Origin of the sequence: Curtobacterium sp. YR515, assembly GCF_900113095.1 — a bacterium.
In the GTDB taxonomy this organism is placed as follows: domain Bacteria; phylum Actinomycetota; class Actinomycetes; order Actinomycetales; family Microbacteriaceae; genus Curtobacterium.
In genome coordinates this window covers 462,713-479,722 of the sequence record NZ_FOOD01000002.1, presented here as the reverse complement: position 1 = coordinate 479,722, position 17,010 = coordinate 462,713, and the positions used below count along the sequence as shown (strand labels likewise).

16 protein-coding genes and 1 pseudogene are annotated in these 17,010 nt (G+C 73.1%); 2 read left to right on the top strand and 15 right to left on the bottom strand.

Annotated features, from left to right (window positions below):
* Positions 1–15: 15 nt before the first annotated feature.
* The 4 genes from BM028_RS18195 to BM028_RS07020 form a co-directional block, all read right to left on the bottom strand.
* On the bottom strand, positions 16–2,853 hold the full coding sequence (locus BM028_RS18195; protein ID WP_139219770.1) for an FtsX-like permease family protein: 2,838 nt from the start codon (positions 2,851–2,853) through the stop codon (positions 16–18).
* The gene (locus BM028_RS07030; RefSeq protein WP_092385488.1) at positions 2,850–3,581 is read right to left on the bottom strand and encodes an ABC transporter ATP-binding protein; all 732 of its coding nucleotides are present in this window, start codon (positions 3,579–3,581) and stop codon (positions 2,850–2,852) included. Before BM028_RS07030 ends, BM028_RS18195 begins: the two co-directional genes overlap by 4 nt.
* Entirely contained in the window at positions 3,578–4,156 is a 579-nt protein-coding gene (locus BM028_RS07025; protein ID WP_070417543.1) for a PadR family transcriptional regulator, read from the bottom strand. Before BM028_RS07025 ends, BM028_RS07030 begins: the two co-directional genes overlap by 4 nt.
* 134 nt (positions 4,157–4,290) lie before the next feature.
* Positions 4,291–5,172: an aldo/keto reductase gene (locus tag BM028_RS07020; RefSeq protein ID WP_092385486.1), complete on the bottom strand. Its 882-nt coding sequence runs from the start codon at positions 5,170–5,172 to the stop codon at positions 4,291–4,293.
* A gap of 86 nt (positions 5,173–5,258) precedes the next feature.
* Between BM028_RS07020 and BM028_RS07015 the strand changes: the two genes are divergently transcribed.
* Positions 5,259–6,179 (top strand): endonuclease/exonuclease/phosphatase family protein, encoded by a 921-nt coding sequence (locus BM028_RS07015; RefSeq protein ID WP_139219769.1) that lies wholly within the window; start codon positions 5,259–5,261, stop codon positions 6,177–6,179.
* Positions 6,180–6,299: 120 nt separating this feature from the next.
* Here the strand turns inward: BM028_RS07015 and BM028_RS07010 are convergent, their stop codons facing one another.
* From BM028_RS07010 to BM028_RS06995, 5 genes are read right to left on the bottom strand one after another with little or no spacing between them, the layout of a single operon-like run.
* Positions 6,300–6,881 carry a YdeI/OmpD-associated family protein gene (locus tag BM028_RS07010; protein WP_092385482.1) on the bottom strand — a complete coding sequence of 194 codons (582 nt, stop codon included), beginning with the start codon at positions 6,879–6,881 and terminating at the stop codon, positions 6,300–6,302.
* Between the two features lie 4 nt (positions 6,882–6,885).
* Positions 6,886–8,343, bottom strand: a complete 1,458-nt coding sequence (locus tag BM028_RS07005; RefSeq protein WP_092385480.1) for a glycoside hydrolase family 71/99 protein — start codon at positions 8,341–8,343, stop codon at positions 6,886–6,888.
* Positions 8,344–8,401: 58 nt separating this feature from the next.
* Positions 8,402–9,934 (bottom strand): FAD-binding oxidoreductase, encoded by a 1,533-nt coding sequence (locus BM028_RS07000; protein ID WP_175496013.1) that lies wholly within the window; start codon positions 9,932–9,934, stop codon positions 8,402–8,404.
* Positions 9,931–10,167, bottom strand: a complete 237-nt coding sequence (locus BM028_RS18490; RefSeq protein ID WP_071302341.1) for a hypothetical protein — start codon at positions 10,165–10,167, stop codon at positions 9,931–9,933. The genes BM028_RS07000 and BM028_RS18490 overlap by 4 nt, the downstream gene beginning before the upstream one ends.
* Entirely contained in the window at positions 10,164–10,751 is a 588-nt protein-coding gene (locus BM028_RS06995) for an acyl-CoA thioesterase (protein ID WP_092385476.1), read from the bottom strand. The genes BM028_RS18490 and BM028_RS06995 overlap by 4 nt, the downstream gene beginning before the upstream one ends.
* Before the next feature lie 130 nt (positions 10,752–10,881).
* On the opposite strand from BM028_RS06995, the gene BM028_RS06990 reads away from it, so the two are divergent.
* On the top strand, positions 10,882–11,868 hold the full coding sequence (locus tag BM028_RS06990) for an aldo/keto reductase (RefSeq protein WP_092385474.1): 987 nt from the start codon (positions 10,882–10,884) through the stop codon (positions 11,866–11,868).
* Positions 11,869–12,086: 218 nt separating this feature from the next.
* Here BM028_RS06990 and uraH read toward each other — a convergent pair whose 3' ends face one another.
* From uraH to BM028_RS06965, 6 genes and pseudogenes are all read right to left on the bottom strand, one after another.
* Complete coding sequence (gene uraH / locus BM028_RS18485) at positions 12,087–12,425, bottom strand: hydroxyisourate hydrolase (RefSeq protein ID WP_175496026.1); 339 nt, start codon at positions 12,423–12,425, stop codon at positions 12,087–12,089.
* A gap of 3 nt (positions 12,426–12,428) precedes the next feature.
* Positions 12,429–12,884, bottom strand: a pseudogene (gene uraD, locus BM028_RS06985) (2-oxo-4-hydroxy-4-carboxy-5-ureidoimidazoline decarboxylase); the annotation flags it as partial.
* Between the two features lie 206 nt (positions 12,885–13,090).
* Positions 13,091–13,573, bottom strand: a complete 483-nt coding sequence (locus BM028_RS06980; RefSeq protein ID WP_071302396.1) for an FBP domain-containing protein — start codon at positions 13,571–13,573, stop codon at positions 13,091–13,093.
* A gap of 180 nt (positions 13,574–13,753) precedes the next feature.
* Complete coding sequence (locus BM028_RS06975) at positions 13,754–14,485, bottom strand: class I SAM-dependent methyltransferase (RefSeq protein WP_092385472.1); 732 nt, start codon at positions 14,483–14,485, stop codon at positions 13,754–13,756.
* 163 nt (positions 14,486–14,648) lie between these two features.
* The gene (locus BM028_RS06970; protein WP_070417554.1) at positions 14,649–15,554 is read right to left on the bottom strand and encodes a helix-turn-helix transcriptional regulator; all 906 of its coding nucleotides are present in this window, start codon (positions 15,552–15,554) and stop codon (positions 14,649–14,651) included.
* 164 nt (positions 15,555–15,718) lie between these two features.
* The gene (locus BM028_RS06965; RefSeq protein WP_092385470.1) at positions 15,719–16,978 is read right to left on the bottom strand and encodes a hemolysin family protein; all 1,260 of its coding nucleotides are present in this window, start codon (positions 16,976–16,978) and stop codon (positions 15,719–15,721) included.
* Between the last annotated feature and the right edge of the window lie 32 nt (positions 16,979–17,010).

The following is a 17,010-nucleotide window of genomic DNA, read 5'->3' as shown; positions in this document are numbered from 1 at the left end:
ACCCGCCGCGTCCGGTCACGGTGTGCGTCGCAGTGCCACGCGGTGGCGGCGGCCCGCGAAGACCCAAGTCCCCGCGGTGACGAGCAGCGGCAGCCCGAGCCCGAGGAGGGCGAGCACGGGCCAGTCCGCCACGAACGGCAGGTGCGTGGTGCCGGCTGGTCCCGCCGAGAAGCGGAGGGTGAGCGCCCGGATGGGCAGCAGCCCGAGCAGCGTGCCGATCACCGCACCGACGGTCGTCAGGATCGCGGCCTGCCATGCGGACACCCGGCGACGGAGCACGGGTGCCGCACCGACCGCGTCGAGGACCTCGTCGTCGCGTCGGCCGTCCGAGCGGGCCAGCCCGATGGCGACGGCGGTCGCGCCGATCGTCACCGCCGCGGCGAGGGCGAGGACGATCGCCTTGACGATGCCCTGCGCGTCGACCGGACCGGCCTCGTACTGGAAGTACGGGCCGCCCCACCGTTCGCGGTCCGCGCCGCCGAGGCTCTGCCACGCCGAGGTCAGCTCGTCGGACTGTGCCGGGGTCAGGTCCGCGGACTGCTCCGTGACGAGCATGCCGTCCACCTCCGGGACCCGGTACCGCTCGGCGGTCTCGCGGGTCATGAAGACGCCGACCTGGATGCGGGGGGTCTGCACGTCGAGCACCGCGGGGATCGTCGTCGTGGCGTCCGGACGGGTCTTGGCCGTGATCGCGGGGCTGTTCGACGTCTGGTCGCGGAACGCGTCGATCCGGACCTGGCCGTCGTGCGCGTACTCCGGCCACAGGGCGACGGCGCGGCCCGAGGTGAGCGCGTCGCGGACCCCGGCGGACGGACGGTGTCCGGTGAGGACGGCGTAGTCGTCCACCGTGCCGGTCCAGATGTGCGGCGCGGAGGTGTCCTGCGACTCCAGGTAGCGCGAGCACGACGTGGTGTCGTTCGCGCGGCAGTCCGTCCGCCCCCACGAGTGCAGGAGCGAGAGCGTCGACGGCTGGTCGCCGGCGACGTCGGGCGCGACGCCGAGCACACGGACCCGGTCGTGGTCGAGGACACCGGAGACGATCTTCGCCGCCTTCGCCGTGACGGAGGCGTCGTAGCCGCCGTCGCTGCCGTCCTCGTTCGAGAGCCAGACGTCGGCCGTCGCGACGCCGACGGCGGTGCGGTACTCGTAGTCGCGGACGAACTGCGCGTGCTCGGACGCACTCCACGTGATCGCCACCGAGGCCACGAACACGACGCTCATCACGCTCGCGAGCACCGGCACGGTCCGCACCGGGTTGCGCCGGGCGTCGCGGGCGGCGATGCGGGCGGAGAGCCCGAGCCGCGTCGCGGTCCTGGAGACGAGGGCGAGCAGCCACGGCGACGACATCGCGACCCCGAGCTGCATGAGGCACGGGCCGATCGCGACGCCGGCGCCGACGATCCAGGCGAGGTGGTCCTGCTGCACCGGACGGTCGTTGAGGAGCAGCACGCCCGCACCGCACGCCAGGGTCATCACGGTGCCCGCGACGACGAGCACCGGTGCCCAGATCCGGCGGCGGCGCTCGGCGCGCGGGTTCACCACCGCGGGGCGGAGCGAGCCGCGCAGTGCGGCGAGGACGTTCACCCGCGTGGCCGCACGGGCCGCGACGAGCGCCGACACGAGCCCCGCGAGGACGGCGGCGGCACCGATCGACAGGACCAGGCCGACCGGGACGTGCAGCCCGGGCCACGAGCCCACGTTGCCGTTGTCGGCCAGGTGGAACGCGAGCACCCCGACGCCGGTGCCGAGCGCGACCCCGAGGACGGCGCCGGTGAGCCCGAGCACGAGCCCGGATCCGGCGACGATCGACCGGACGAAGCGTCGGTCCCCGCCGACGCTCGTGACGATCGCGTACGAGCGGGTGTCCGCCCGGGTCCCGACGAGGAACGCGGCACCGGCGAGCAGGGCGACCTCGAACATCGCGAAGACGCCGAGCAGCGCCATCGCCCCGAGGAACCAGCCGATCGGGCTGCTGAGCCCGGCGCCGTGCAACCGCTCGTCGGGCGGGTCGAGCACGACGGGACGCGACTGCACCGTGATCCCGTGGGCGTTGAGCGCGCGGATCTCGGACCACGTCGGGGCGTCCGAGGCCAGGTACACGGTGACGTCGAACGGCGCAGCGGCCGTGCCGGTCGTCGGCTGCGTGGTGCCCCACGGCACGAAGACGCCCTGGGCGTCCGGGTCGGACGCGGCGTCGCGCATGGTGCCCGTGATCGTGAAGCGCTTCGTCACCGGGTCGGTCAGGTCGACCGTGTCGCCGATCGACGCGCCGAGTCGCTCGAGCGTCGCCGGGGTGACCATGAGCTCGTCACGGCTGGTCGGTGCGGCGCCGTCGAGCACGTGCCAGTGCCCGTCGAGGACCCGCGACCAGACCGCTCCCTCGACGGCCTGGATCCCGATCGGCTCCTTCGGCCCGGTCAGCACGATCTGCGCCGAGGTGACCGGGATCGACACGGCACCGGCGGGCACGTGGTCGAGGACGTCGGCGAACCGGGCCTCGCCGTCGGACTTCGCCACAGGGCTGTCCTTCGCGGACTCGGTGTACTGCCACTGGACGGGGTCCTGCCGCATGCCCGGGAGGTCCGGGCCGACGACCTGCATCTGCGCTGCAGCGTGCCCGAGGTCGTACCGCAGGCTCTCCGCCTGGGTCGGCTGCGTCGACTGCACGACGACCGACACCGCGGCGAACCCGGCGGTCGGGATGCCGATGAGGGCGACGATCAGCGCCGCCCGCCCGGCCTTCGCGAACGCCAGCCGGCGGCCCAGCCGGAGCGCCGGTCGCAGCGCGAAGGGCGTGCGACGGTCACGCCCCGAGCGGGCCCCGGCGTCGGCACGTCGCCGACGCGCGTTCACGAGGCGGTCCGGTCCGTGAGCGCCATCTCGACGCCCGAGTACACGGTCTCGTCCACGACGCGGCCGTCGCGGAGGAACACGATCCGGTCCGCCCACGCCGCGTGCCGGGCATCGTGGGTCACGAGCAGCGCGCCCGCCCCGGAGTCGACGTGCCGGCGCAGCATGCGGAGCACGACCTCGCCGGTCTGCGAGTCGAGGGCACCGGTCGGCTCGTCGGCGAGGACCAGCCGGCGCTCGCCGACGACCCCGCGCGCGATCGCGACCCGCTGCTGCTGGCCACCGGACAGGTCGTCCGGGAAGGCGTCGGCGCGGTGCCCGAGCTCGACGTTCTCGAGCGCGAGTTCGGCTGCACGCCGGGCACGGCTCGCCTTCCAGCCGTCGAGCTCGAGCGGCAGCGCCACGTTCTCGACCGCGGTCAGCGAGGGGATGAGGTTGAAGTCCTGGAACACGAACCCGACGAGACGCCGACGCAGGGCGGCGAGGTCCTTGGCCGGCCGGTCGGACACGAAGTCGCGGTCGATGACGACCTCGCCGCTGGTCGGCGGCAGGAGCGTTCCCGCGCAGGCGAGCAGCGTCGACTTGCCCGAGCCCGAGGTGCCCATCACGGCGACCATCTCACCTCGGGCGATCCGCAGGTCGATGCCGGCGAGGGCGGTGACGGCCTTCGCGCCGGAGCCGTACTGCACGCTCACGGCGTCGAGCTCGAGGAGCGGGGCGACGGCGTTCACCGGGCGCTCCGCACGGTGGCGTCGGACGACTCGGCAGCGGCCGTCGAGTCGGGTGTCGGGGACGGTCGGTAGCGCGCGACACTCGACTCCACGTGGTCGAGCCAGCGGACGTCGGCCTCGGCCTGGAAGAGCATCGACTCGAGCACGAGCGACCAGGCCAGGTCGTCCGCCGGGTCCGAGGAGCGCTTCAGCCGGGTCAGGTCCTGCAGGTTCCGCACGGCGGCGGCGCGCTGGACCTGCACGAGGCGCGGCACGTCGACGCCGGGCACCGTCACCGCCAGGGCGAACTTGATCGCGAGCTCGTCACGACCGCGCTTCGGCGGGACCGGCTCGCTGAACCAGCGTGCGACCTCCTCGTGACCCGCGTCGGTCGCCGTGTAGACGACGTGTCCGTCGTCGTCGGCGTCACCGCGGGCCACGAGGCCGTCGCGTTCCAGGCGGTCGAGCGTCGTGTAGACCTGGCCGATGTTCAGCGGCCAGCTGCCCCCGGTCCGGTGCTCGAACTCCCCCCGGAGCTGGTACCCGTAGCCGGGCCCGGCCACCAGCAGCGCGAGTACGCCCATCCGTACGCTCATGACGTCTTCCCCCTCGTTCCGTCCGCCTTGGACATACCGAGTATGCACATACCGCGTATGTGAACGCAACCCCATGACGGACTGGAGGCGCGGTGCCAGCTGGCACCGCGCCTCCAGTCCGTCACCGTGTCGCGTCAGTGACCCAGCTTCGACAGCTCCTCGAACTCGTCGTCGCTCAGCTCGACCGTCGCGCCCGCGAGGTTGTCCTCGAGGTGGGCGACGCTCGACGTGCCGGGGATCGGCAGCACCACGGGCGAGCGCTTGAGCAGCCAGGCCAGGGCGAGCTGGGCCGGGGTGGCGCCCTTGCGCTCGGCGATCTCGGTCAGCGGGGAGTCGCTGCCGGTGAGACCGCCGGTCGCGAGCGGGAACCACGGGATGAAGCCGATGCCCTGCTCGGTCGACCAGTCGAGGAGTTCCTCGGCGTCGCGCTTCTGCAGGTTGTACAGGTTCTGGACGGAGACGATCGTGGCGATCTCCTGCGCAGCCTTCACCTCGTCGACCGACACCTCGGACAGGCCGATGTGGCGGATCTTGCCCTCGTCCTGCAGCTTCTTCAGCTCGCCCACCTGGTCCTCGAGCGGGACCTTCGGGTCGATGCGGTGGAGCTGGAACAGGTCGATGCGCTCGAGGCCGAGGCGGCGGAGGCTCATCTCGGCCTCCTGGCGCAGGTACTCCGGGCGGCCGACCGGCGGCCACTCGTTCGGCCCGGTGCGGGTGAGACCGGCCTTCGTCGCGATGACGATGTCGTCGCCGTAGGGGTGCAGCGCCTCGCGGAGCAGGTCCTCGGCGACGTAGGGGCCGTAGGAGTCGGCGGTGTCGAAGAAGTCCACGCCGAGCTCGACGGCGCGCTTGAGGACACGGATCGCCTCGTCGTGGTCCTTCGGGGGTCCCCAGACGCCGGGGCCGGTGAGCTGCATGGTGCCGTAGCCGAGGCGGTGGACCTCGAGGTCACCACCGATGCGGAAGGTGCCGGAGGCGGCGGCCGGACGGTTCGTGGTGTCGGTGCCAGTGGTCATGTCCCCGGTCTACGCCTGCTTCGTTGCAGGTCTGGTGAACCGGTGTCCCCCGGGATCTGTCAGAAGCGGTTCCTATGCTCCTCGGCGTGCCCCTCCGCTCCCGCAGACGGAGTCCCGGCCGCTCGTTCGTCATCGGTGTCGTCGGGATCGCGTTGCTCGCCGGGATCGTCGTCCTCCTCGTCCCCGCCGTCCTGGGCGTCCTCGGGAGCTCGGGGTCCGTGATCGGCTCGCTGCTGCCGTGGCTCGCGCTCCTGCTCGTCCCCGTCGCCGGTGCGGCACTCGGCACCCGGTCGAAGCGGCTCGCCGTGCTGTCCCTCGCCTTCGCCGCCGCGTGGGCCGTCGCGGTCCTGCCCGGCGTGCTCGCTCCCGGCACCTCGGGGTCGCCGCAGCTGACGGTCGTCACCGAGAACATCGAGGCCGCCAACCCCGACCCGGCCGCCACCGCGAGGTCGATCGCGGCACGCGACCCGGACGTCATCGCGCTCGAGGAGCTCACCCAGACCTCGGGCACGGCGGTCGCGGGCGTCCTCGACGAGCGGTACCCGCACCACTACCGCGTCGGGTCGATCGGGGTGTGGAGCCGGACGACCCTGCGCGACGGCGAACCCCTGACGCTCGGCCTGGGCTGGGCCCGGGCGCTCCGGGTGACGGTGGACACCGGGGTCGGCGACGTCCGGTTGTACGTCGTGCACATGGACTCACTGCGACTGGGTGGCGAGGACGGTCGGCCGCGGATGCTGGCGTCGCTCACCGAGGCGGTCCGCGACGACGAATCGGAGCGGCTCGTCGTCGCGGGGGACTTCAACGGCGGTGCGGCCGACCCGGAGATGCTCCCGCTGACCCGGATGCTCGACGAGGGCGGCGGGTTCGGGGCGACCTGGCCGGCGCAGTTGCCCGTCGTGCGGATCGACCACGTGTTCACCCGGGGGCTCGGGGCGACGTCGACCGAGGTCCTGCCCGCGAACGGCAGCGACCACCGGGGCGTGCTCGTCGGCCTGCGGCGCTGACGGCGGGCGCGGGCGCGGGCGCGGGCGCGGGCGCCGGCGCGGCTGCGTCGAACCACGTTTCCGACGTCGAACCAGCCCGCGCGCCTGGTTCGACGTCGTCTTCGTGGTTCGACGCGGCCGTCAGGGCTTCCGCGGGTAGGGGGTCTCGCCCCGCTCGAGCCCGCCGACGAGCTTCGCGAGCCGGTTCTCCCGCGCCGTCGCACTCGGCGCGGTCGTGATCCGGTGGAGCACCGCGTACCGGTTCGTGGCGTCGAGTTCGGCGAACAGGGCTGCGGCCGCGGGAGCGGCGTCGAGCGCTGCCCGCAGGTCGTCGGGCACGGTGGCCGTCGCGGCACCGGCGTAGGCGCGGTCCCACCGGCCATCGCCCTTCGCACGGTCGACCTCGGCCCGGCCCCGGTCGCGCATGCGCCCCGCGGACTCGAGGGTGGCGACGAGTCCGATGTTCCGCTGCGACCAGATCGACGCCTTGCGCCGCGGGGTGAACCGCTGGCGGAACGTCGCGGTGTCCCGCCCGCGCTTCTGGCCGTCGATCCAGCCGGAGCAGAGCGCTTCGTCGAGCGCCTGGTCGTAGGTCAGCGCCGTCGGCTCCGTGGTGCCCTTCTTCGCGAGGACGAGCCATACGCCGTCGGGATCGTCCTCGTGCGTGTCGAGCCAGGCGCGCCAGGCAGCGGCGTCGGGGAGCACCAGGTCGTCCGCGTCCATGCGGTCATCGTAGGGCGGCCCACCGTCGTCCGGAGGGCCGCGCCGGACCGGTGCCGCGCCTCCTGGAGCGGCGCTCCGGATCCCGGTTCCCCGACGTCCCCGCGACCGCGACTCCGTGCGGGTCCGTCTCGACGGTCGCGGGCTCGCCCTCGATCGCCCGTCGCAGCGCCTCGAGGTACCCGAACCCGTCCCGCACGTTCGGGATGAGGCCGGGTCCGCCCTCGGCCCACTCCGACACGTTGTACACCGTCATCACCCGCGGCAGGTCGTGCTCGTCGACGTAGGCGCGGGCTCGGTCGAGCTGCTTCCGGAAGAGCTGCGGGGTCGACCCGGCGTAGTGGTACCCGGACGGGTGCGGGTGTGCGGTGTCGAGCGCCGTGAAGGTGCCGATCGCCGCGTTCTCCTGCAGGTCGGGGACGGCGCCGTACTCGACGTGTTCCGTGTAGTCGGCGTAGGTGTCGTGGTCGGTGCCGTCGTCGTAGTTGCCGTCGTAGGACGCGTTGACGATCCGGATGCCGTCGCCCACGTACCGCTCCCACCGCGCCCCGAGGACGCCGGGATGGCGGCCGAGCACGGCGACGCCGTCGTACCCGAGGTCGCGGAACGACGACGCGAGGGACCGGAGGAACGCGAGCGTCTTCGGCATGTTCAGGTTCGCGTACCCGTCGAACGCGCCGCGCAGCGACTCGAGGTCCCACGCGTTCACGGTCGCGTAGCGCTTGCCGTCGTCCGCGAAGACGTACACGTTCGGGTGGTCACGCACGGTGGCGACCAGTTGCTCGGCCCGGCGCTGGATCTCGGCCGCCGGGCCCACGCTGCCGATCGGCAGAACGTAGTCGAGCGCCCGCGAGTTCGGCGTCTGCTCGAAGTACGCCTCGAGCCAGTCGCGGCCGTTCCCGCTCCAGCCGTCGGTCGTGAAGCCGCGCGACTGGGGGAAGCTCACCGCTCGGATGCCGGCGCTCCGCAGCCAGTACGCGATCCACCCGAGGACACGGGGATCATCCCCCTCGTAGAACCCCAGCGTCGGGTGACGAGCCGGGTCGTAGCCGAGCTGCGGATCCGTCCCGCCCCCGTCGCGGTTCGTGGGGAAGTTCCACCGCCAGTCGTACCAGCCCTTCCACCCGGATCCGCCCACGAGACCGAAGTCGTTGTACCAGTGCGCGATCACGTCGATGTCGTCCGGCCCGGACCCGGCCGCGTGTTCGACGGTCGGCGGCTCGGTGAGCTCGCCGAAGTCCAGCGGTGTGCCGGCGTACACCGCGCAGTCCTCGTGCTGTGGCGTCCCGACGTCGGTGCGGTACGGCGGGTCGAACTCCGCCCAGGCCGCCCGGTCGGCGGGGTCTGCCGCGCACGGCGCTGCCGACCGGAGTTCGACGGTGGTGGTCAGGACGAGCGGGAGCAGCGCCGCGATCGACAGGACGCGGCGGGCGGTCGTCGCGACCGGGACGGAGGGGGTGCGCACGACGGAATACAAGCACACCAGATGTGCCGTTCCAGAACATTCTGCATGCGCGCGGTGCTCACACCCAGTTCGGCTGCGCCAGCACCCCGTCCGGGTCCACCTGCTCGGCGATCCGGTGCAGCCGAGAGGTGTTCACGTCGAAGTAGTCCGCCGGGTCCGTGATCGCCGCGTCGCAGTAGTTCGCGTACGCCGCGTCACCCCACGCCGGCCGCATCGCCTTCCGGAACCCCCGGACGTAGGCGTCGAAGGGTGCCGGGTCCGATCCGTCCGCGAACACGGCGGTGTACTGCACGGTCATGAGCGCCGACCGCCACGGGAACGCGGTGTCGGTCCGTCCGACGTCGGAGACGACACCGCCGAGGGCGTCGAGCGCGACCCCGCCCTCGAGGTTCCCCGCCACGTCGCCGGCCGCCTCGGCGTGGGCGACGAGCACGTCGATCTGGTCGTCGGACAGTTTCACCGATCCGATCGAGGACGTCGCCGCCTCGGACACCCGCTGCGGCTTCCCCGCCAACGCGGACATCGCGGCACCGTAGGTGAGCTGCCGCGCGGTGTGGGCGAGCGGCTTCGCTCCGGTGGCGGCGATGAAACCGTCGACGGTGGTGTCTGCGCCGGTCTTCGAACCCGTCCACACACCCGTCACAGTGACCGTCGGGGCGGTGTGCCGGCTCCCGTTCAGCAGCTTGAGCGTCGACCACAGCTCCGGGTCGGCGGTGGGCGCCCAGTCCTGCCAGGCGCGCACGACCGCCGCGGCGGCCGACCACGCGAAAGTGATCGAGAAGAGCAGGACGCCGGGCGCGGCCTGGGTCCGGTACGTCAGTGCGGTGACGACGCCGACGGTTCCACCGCCCCCGCCGCGGCAGGCCCAGAACAGGTCGGGCTCGGCGGTCGCGGAGACCTCGTGCACGGTGCCGTCCGGCGTGACGACGGTCGCACCGGTGAGCTGGTCGCACGTCAGACCGAAGGAGCGGACGAGCACACCGACCCCGCCGCCGAGCGTCAGGCCGCCGATCCCGACCGTGGGGCAGGAGCCGGCGCCGATCGCCCGTCCGGCGGCGGCGAGCGTGGCGTAGACGTCTCCGAGCTGCGCACCGGGACCGATCGTCACGGTGCCGTCGTCGTGCACGTCGATGCCGTCGAGGTCCTGCGTGCTGATCACCAGCGACCGCGGGACGTCGGTGCCGCTCGCGCCGCCCGCCGACCAGCCCGTGTACGAGTGGCCGCCGGAACGGAGCGCCACCGGTGTGTTCGTGTTCCGGGCGAAGGCCAGCCCGGCCTGGACGTCCGCGGTGCCGGCCGCGCGCAGGATGCCCTGCGGGTCGGCGTCGTCGTACCGGGGGTTCTCGACGAGCCGGGCGCTGTTCCACCCGTTCGATCCGGAGCGCAGCAGCCGTCCGGAGACCGCGGCGGCGAGGGCGTCCCACGAGTCGGGGCCGCCCGGTGCCGGTGACGCGGTCGGGGTCCCCGTGGGGCCGGGCGTCCTCGTGGCCGACGGGGACGGCGCCGGTCGACTGCACGCGGCGAGCACCCCGGCGATCCCGAGTCCGACTCCCCCGGCGAGCACCGCACGCCTGGTGGCGGGACGGGTCACGGTCCGGAGACCCCGCCGCCGGCGCCGGTGATGCCCGGGTGCGCGGCCTTCGACAGCCCCTCGGTCACCGAGTGCGCGGCCTCGGCGTCCGCTCGCGCCTGTGCCCCGAGCCGCGGGTCGGCCGGTCCGAGGTGCGCGAGGCGCTTCGCTCGTCGGTGGTTCTGCACCTCGAGCACGGTGATGACGGCGGCGATCAGCACCGCGACGCCGATCACGATCCACACGATGGTCATGACGTCCCCTCTCGTCCCGGGGTCTCGGACCCCGTGCCCGCGAGCGTACCCGAGCTGCTGATCCGGGTGGCCCCGGCCCACTCGTGCACCCACTCCGGCACCGACAGGTCCCGGTCGGTCGCGCCCGCGGCCTCGAGCAGTTCCGACGGGGACACCGTCCCGCCGGTGCGCAGCAGGAACCGTGCCTGCACCACGGCCCGTGCCACCACGGCCCCGCGGCGGACGAACGTCTGCTCCAGGTAGGCCGCGCGGTCGTCCATCCCGAGCACCCGGGTCACGAGCTCGAACCGCTGCCCGAGCGTCAACGACCGCTTGTACGTGATCGTCTGCGCCGACACGACCGGGTACCAGCCGCGCTCGGCGATCGCACCCCAGAGCCCCGAGCGCAGCATGAGGTCGAGCCGCCCGAGGTCGAGCATCGACAGGTACTTCCCGTTGTTCACGTGCCGCAGCGGGTCGAGGTCGGTCAGGGTCACCCGGAACGGCGTGCGGACCTCGTCCCAGAGCGTCGGTCGTCGTCCGCCGATCGCGGGGCGGAGCCGGACGCGCAACTGGAGCAGGAACAGCCGGAAGTACAGGTTCACGCCACGATCACACCAGGGTCGGGCCACGAACGCGCGGAACCTTGGAGGAACCGCACGAACCGGCATTCCCGGCTGACGGGTCCGGTCAGTGCCTCCCTCCAACCGAGGGACCCGGAGTAGACCTGCACCCATGCAGACACGCAAGCTCGCAGACCTCGAGGTCGGCCCCGTCGGCCTCGGCACCATGGGCATGAGCGCCTTCTACACGGGCGCCGGCACCGACGACGACGAGTCGATCCGCACCATCCACCGCGCGATCGACCTCGGCGTCACCCTGTTCGACACCGCCGAGGCGTACGGCCCCTACACGAACGAGGACCTGCTCCGCCGGGCCCTCGGAGACCGCCGCGACGACGTCGTCATCGCGACGAAGTTCGGCCTCATCACGCACACCGCCGGCGAGGAGACGCCCGCCACGGGCCGCGGCATCAGCTCCGCACCGGAGTCCGTGCGCGAGGCGCTCGAGGGCTCGCTCCGCCGCCTCGGCACCGACCACATCGACCTGTACTACCAGCACCGCGTCGACCCGGCCGTCCCGATCGAGGACGTCATCGGGCAGCTCGCCGGCTTCGTGCAGGAGGGCAAGATCCGTCACATCGGGCTCTCCGAGGCGAGCGCCGCGACGATCCGGAAGGCCCACGCGGTCCACCCGATCACGGCACTGCAGAGCGAGTACTCGCTGTGGACCCGGGACCCCGAGGGCGACGTGCTCGACACCCTCCGCGAGCTCGGCATCGGCCTCGTGCCGTACTCGCCGCTCGGCCGCGGGTTCCTGACGGGAGCGATCACGAAGCCGTCCGACCTGGACGCCGACGACTTCCGCCTGGCGAACCCGCGCTTCCAGGAGGAGGCCTTCGCCGAGAACATGCGCATCGTCGACGCCGTCAAGGAGATCGCGACCGAGGCCGGCGGGACCCCGGCGCAGGTGGCGCTGGCGTGGCTGCTCGCGCAGGGCGACGACGTCGTGCCGATCCCCGGCACGAAGCGGGTCTCGCGACTCGAGGAGAACGTCGGCGCAGCCGACCTCACCCTGACCGCGGACCAGATCGCGCACCTGTCGGCGCTGCCGGTGCCGACGGGTGACCGCTACCCCGACATGTCGACCATCGGTCGGTAGACGCGACCGGACGACGGCCTGGAGGTGCGGTGCCGGCTGGCACCGTCCCTCCAGGCCGTCTCGGCGTGCCTTCCGGGCGTCGGTCCGGTGACGGACGCGACCCACGCCCGACAGCCCGGCTCCGCGAGCGGGCGGAACATGCGCCGTTCGCCATGGGAGCCGTGCGTATTTCGCCCGCTGGCGCTGCGGGGTCGGACACATGCCCCGCGCGGCATGGATCAGCTGCCTCGGTAGGTGGTGTAGGCGAACGGGCTGAGCAGGAGTGGCACGTGGAGGTGCTCGGTCCCGCGCACGGTGAAGGCCACGACGACGAACGGGTGGAACGTCGGCACCCCGGCGGCGCGGTGGTACGCGCCCGTATCGAAGCGCAGCTGGAGGTCGCCTCGTGGCAGGACGTCCGGCCCGAGGGCAGCGCGTCCGTCGGTGTCGGTCGTGCCGGTCGCGAGGACGTCGCCGTCGACGGTGCTCAGCACGAGGCCCACCCCCGCGGCAGGTTTGCCCCGGGTTGCGTCGAGGACGTGCGTGGTCAGCTGGGCGACGACGAAGGTCGCGCGGATGCGGTGCAGTGCGATGTCCGCGAGGGCACCGGCGGCCTCGGCGACCTCCACGTCGGGATCGTTGCCGAGCCGCCGTCGGAGTTCGGCGAGGAGCTCCTCGGGCGTCCGGCCGGCCGCGCGCACGAGGAACACCCGGCCGAACCGCCGCTCGTACTCGGCGTTCCCCGTGGCGATCGCCCGGGCGACGTCGTCGTCCGCGGTGCGCATGGCCGACTGCTCCCGGGCTGACGAGGCATCGCTGCCCCGCTCACCGATTCGCGGGTGCTGCGCGAGGGCGGCGTCGAGCTCGGCGGCGCCCCACCCCCGGGCCTCGGCGGCGGCACGCGCCAGGAGCGCGGCGACGGAGCCGTACGGCCGTCCGGCGGCGAGCGCGTCGGCCCACGCCGGGACCGCCGCCCACCCGGTGGCCGTGGCGACCGCGTCGGAGACGGTCGCGTCGTCGAGATCGCCGATGTCCATGCCGCCACGCTACGGAACGCCCGTTTCACGGGGGTTACGCCGTGGTTTCCCGCGCGAGGTGGCCGACGGTCCCGGAACGGTCGCCGCTGTGGGACGGGAGGCGCGGGTCGGGCCCGCACCGCGCCTCCCGAACCGCAGGTGCGCACCTCGACGACGTCTGCGCGCGCTGCACGCCGCGCACTCGTCGTCCGCGTGCGCAGTCGCGACTAGACCTCCGCGGCGAAGGACGCCGCGCGGAGCTGCAGGTCCTCGATCCGCTGCAGCCGTGCGGCCTCGACGTCGTAGCCCTCGTAGGCGAGCGGCGGCGTCCGCCGGACGTTGCGCGAGCACTGGAAGTCCTGGCAGACGAGCGTGCCGACGGTGTTGCCGTTGCGACCCGCCTTGCCGGACCGCTTCGCGCTGTAGAACACGACGTCGTTGGGGAGCTTCACGTCCTGGCACCACGAGCACTGCGCCCGGGCACGGGGCGAGGCCTCGGCCTGCCGGAAGAGGATGCCGACGAGGTCGCCCTCGAGGGTCGGCACGACGGCGTACGCGCGCCGAGCGAGCTTCGGGTCGCGCCAGCCGAGGTAGTCGAGCGCGTCCCAGTCGACGGTCTCGAGGTCGGCGGGCAGCGTGAGGTCGCCGGTCTCCTTGCGGGAGGCGTTGACGAAGGACGTGCGGATGGTCTTCTCGCTGATGGGCAGCATGGTGGTTCGCTCTCGGACGGGCCCGGGGCACGCGGACGCATGCCGCACCGGGCGGAGGGTTCAGGGTTCGATGACGGCGGCCGCACCGAACGGTGCGACCGGGGGCATCACGCCCTGATGTCGGCGAAACGGGCGCCGACCACCTCCTGGAAGCTCACCCGACCAGCCTACGTCGACGTGTCAAGCCGGGCGCGGCTGCGCGGCGAGGAGGACGAGCGAGCCCTCGAACGTCGGCTGCGTGCGGAGCGCGCCGTGGGCTCGGTCCCACTCGCCGGACTCGAGGGCCGTCCGGAGCGCGGCGACGGATCGCCGCGCGGCCATCTCGTCGACGGAGCTCCACGCCGAGTCCGCCCGTCGTGCGCCCGGGTCGAGGAGGCGTTCCGGCCGCGCGTAGTACGCCTCGGAGAACCCGTCGACGCACGTGAACGGGATCGGCAGGCGCGTGGTCGTCACCGCGTCGCCGGCGAGGGCCGCCGCGATCCGGGCGAGCGCGGGGTACCGCCGGGCCTCGGTCGCCATGACCTCGGGGGCGTACTCGGCGAGCCAGAAGTCCTCGACACGGTCGGGGTCGCACGTCAGGATCACGATCGGACCCCGGGTCACCCGGCGCAGCTCGGCCAGCCCACGCTCGAGGTCGCCCCACTCGTGCACGGAGAAGGTCGTCATCGCGGCGTCGAACGTGTCGTCGGCGAACGGCAGGTCCTCGGCGGTGGCGTCGATCGAGGTCACCTCGCGGTCGGTGGGCTCGTAGGACCCGGCGCCGGTGCCCACGTCGAGGACCGTCCGGGCGTCACCGAGGGCCTTCGCGATCGCCCGGGCGAAGGACGGCTCCGGCCGACGGTACTTCCGGTGGTCCTGACCGTTGCGGGCGGAGTCGGCGTCCCCCGCTGAACCGTCCGTCGTCCTCGTCACGGCCCCAGCCTACGGACCGGCCCTGTCCGCGACGGAGTGGCATCGGCCCGGGACACGGACGATCCGTTCCGTCCGTGACTGTTCCGGTTCAGGAAACCCGGGGATCGCGAACCAGAACGGTCAACACTGCGACGGCACGGGACCATCGAGCGGCGGCGGGAGGTCAGTCGACCGACTCGGTCTCCGACTCGCGCAGCGCCGCGTAGTGCTCGGCACGCTCGGTCGCAGCCCACGACCCGAGGAGCGCCAGGGACCGCTCGGACTCGCTGCCGGGTTCGGCCGAGTACGAGAACATCACCAGGCCCGGGTCCGCGACGAGTTCCAGCGCCTCGTAGTCGAGCCGGAGCTCGCCGACGATGGGGTGCACGAGCCGCTTCTTGCCGGTGCGGTGCATCCGGACGTCGTGGGCGGCCCACCACGTGCGGAACTCCTCGCTCCGGGTCGACAGCTCGCCGACGAGGGTCACGAGTCCGGGCTCGCACGGGTTCGAGACCGCGGCCGCACGGAGGATCGCCACCGCGTCCCGAGCGGTCTGCGCCCAGTCCGCGAAGAACTCCTTCGCCGCGGGGTCGAGGAACGTGAAGCGCGCGGTGTTCACCGGGCGACCGGGGCCCGCGAACATCGGCGCGTACAGCGCGCGACCGAGCTCGTTCGTCGCGACCACGTCACCGCGCTCGTTCCGCACCCAGGCGGGCGCTCCCGTGATCGAGTCGAGCAGCCGCTGCACACCGGGGCGCACGCGGGTCGGGACGTTGCGGTGCATGACCTTCACGCCGGCGTTCGCCAGGCGGGCGAGGTCCCACAGGTGCACGCGCTCGTCCTCGTCGAGCTGCAGCGCACCGGCGAGCCCCTCGAGCACGCTGTCCGAGACGCCCTTGAGCGACCCCCGCTCGAGCCGCGTGTAGTAGTCCACGCTGACGCCGGCGAGCATGGCGACCTCGTGCCGACGCAGCCCCGGCACCCGTCGGACACCACCGCCGAACGACGGCATGCCGACCTGCTCGGGAGTGAGCCGCGCCCGCCTCGAGGACAGGAAGTCGCGGATCTCGTTGCGCACGTCGATACCCATGCGACGAGCGTACGTCCCGTGGCTGGTACCGCGGCAGGCCCTGCCCGTACCCGGGACGGGACGGACGGGAGGCGCGGGGCGGCCCCGCACCGTCCTCCCTCGCAGGCTCGATCGGCGCGCCCCGCGCAACGCTCCGCGTTGCCGCCGAGCGGGGCGCGCCCGCGTCAGGCGGTTGCGTCGGCCGTGATGCGCACGCGCGCCACGCGGTGACCGTCCATGGCGGTCACCTCGAGCCGGTGGCCGCCGACCTCGACGACGTCCCCGACCTCGGGCACGCGGTCCAGCGCCACCTGCACCAGGCCGCCCACCGTCTCGTAGTCGCCGTCGGGGAGGGCCGGGCCGCCGTCGGCCACGAGGTCCTCGAGCACGGTCGCCCCGTCGACGCCGTCGTGCTCGGCCGCGGGCTCGTCGTACTCGTCGCGGATGCGTCCGACGAGGTCCTCGAGCAGCGCCTCGAGCGTCACCATGCCCGCGCCGCCGCCGTACTCGTCGACGACCAGGGCGATCTGGTGTCCCTCGGTGCGCATGTCCGCGATCGCACTCGACAGCGACTTCGTCTCGGGCAGCGCGAGCACCGGACGCACGAGGGTCGACACCGGTGCGGTGGGGTCCTCCGGGCGCAGCAGGTCCCGCAGGTGCACGAACCCGTCGACGTGGTCCCGCGTGCCGTCGGTGACGAGGTACCGGGTGTGCCCGAGGTCGATCGCGTGGTCGGTGGCCGCGGCGATCGAGGTGCCCGCGTCGATCGTCGACACGTCGTACCAGGGCCGCATCGACTCGCGGAGGATCCGGTCGCCCGCGTCGAGGGCGCTCCGGGCGATCCGGCGTCCCTGGGCGTCGATGGCGTCGTGGTCCTCGACGAGACCGCGGAGCTCCTCGGTGCTCATCGACTCGCTCCGGGCGTTCGGGTCCCCGCCGAGCAGCCGCACGACGGTGTCGGTCGACTTCGAGAGCAGCCAGATCACCGGGCGCATGAGCGTGGCGAACCGGTCGAGCGTCGGGGCCACGGCCATCGAGAAGCCCTCGGCTCGCTGCAGGGCGAGCCGCTTCGGCACGAGCTCGCCGAAGACCAGCGAGAGGTAGGCGATCACGAGGGTCATCAGCACCAGTGCCACCGTCTCGGCAGCGCCCTGCTCGAGTCCGAGGCCCGTGAACAGCGGCGCGACGTCCGGAGCGATCGACGATGCGCCGTACGCGGCCGAGAAGAACCCGGCGACGGTCACGCCGATCTGCACGGCGGAGAGGAAGCGGTTCGGGTCGCGGCCGAGCTCGGCGACCCGCATCCCCCGGGACCCGCGGCGCTCGAGCTGCTGCAGCTGCGACTCACGGAGGGAGACGAGGGCGATCTCGGCTGCGGCGAACACGCCACCGACGAGCACGAAGAGGACCACGAGCCCGAAGGCGATCCAGGTGTCGGGTCCCATCAGCGGGCTGCCGGCTCAGATCGGCGACGGGC

Excerpts from the sequence above, each read along its gene's own strand:
- BM028_RS07025 (WP_070417543.1), bottom strand. The coding sequence starts at position 4,156 with ATGAGCGTACGGATGGGCGTACTCGCGCTGCTGGTGGCCGGGCCCGGC.
- BM028_RS07020 (WP_092385486.1), bottom strand. The coding sequence starts at position 5,172 with ATGACCACTGGCACCGACACCACGAACCGTCCGGCCGCCGCCTCCGGC.
- BM028_RS07010 (WP_092385482.1), bottom strand. The coding sequence starts at position 6,881 with ATGGACGCGGACGACCTGGTGCTCCCCGACGCCGCTGCCTGGCGCGCC.
- BM028_RS18490 (WP_071302341.1), bottom strand. The coding sequence starts at position 10,167 with ATGACCATCGTGTGGATCGTGATCGGCGTCGCGGTGCTGATCGCCGCC.
- BM028_RS06990 (WP_092385474.1), top strand. The coding sequence starts at position 10,882 with ATGCAGACACGCAAGCTCGCAGACCTCGAGGTCGGCCCCGTCGGCCTC.
- BM028_RS06980 (WP_071302396.1), bottom strand. The coding sequence starts at position 13,573 with ATGCTGCCCATCAGCGAGAAGACCATCCGCACGTCCTTCGTCAACGCC.
- BM028_RS06970 (WP_070417554.1), bottom strand. The coding sequence starts at position 15,554 with ATGGGTATCGACGTGCGCAACGAGATCCGCGACTTCCTGTCCTCGAGG.
- BM028_RS06965 (WP_092385470.1), bottom strand. The coding sequence starts at position 16,978 with ATGGGACCCGACACCTGGATCGCCTTCGGGCTCGTGGTCCTCTTCGTG.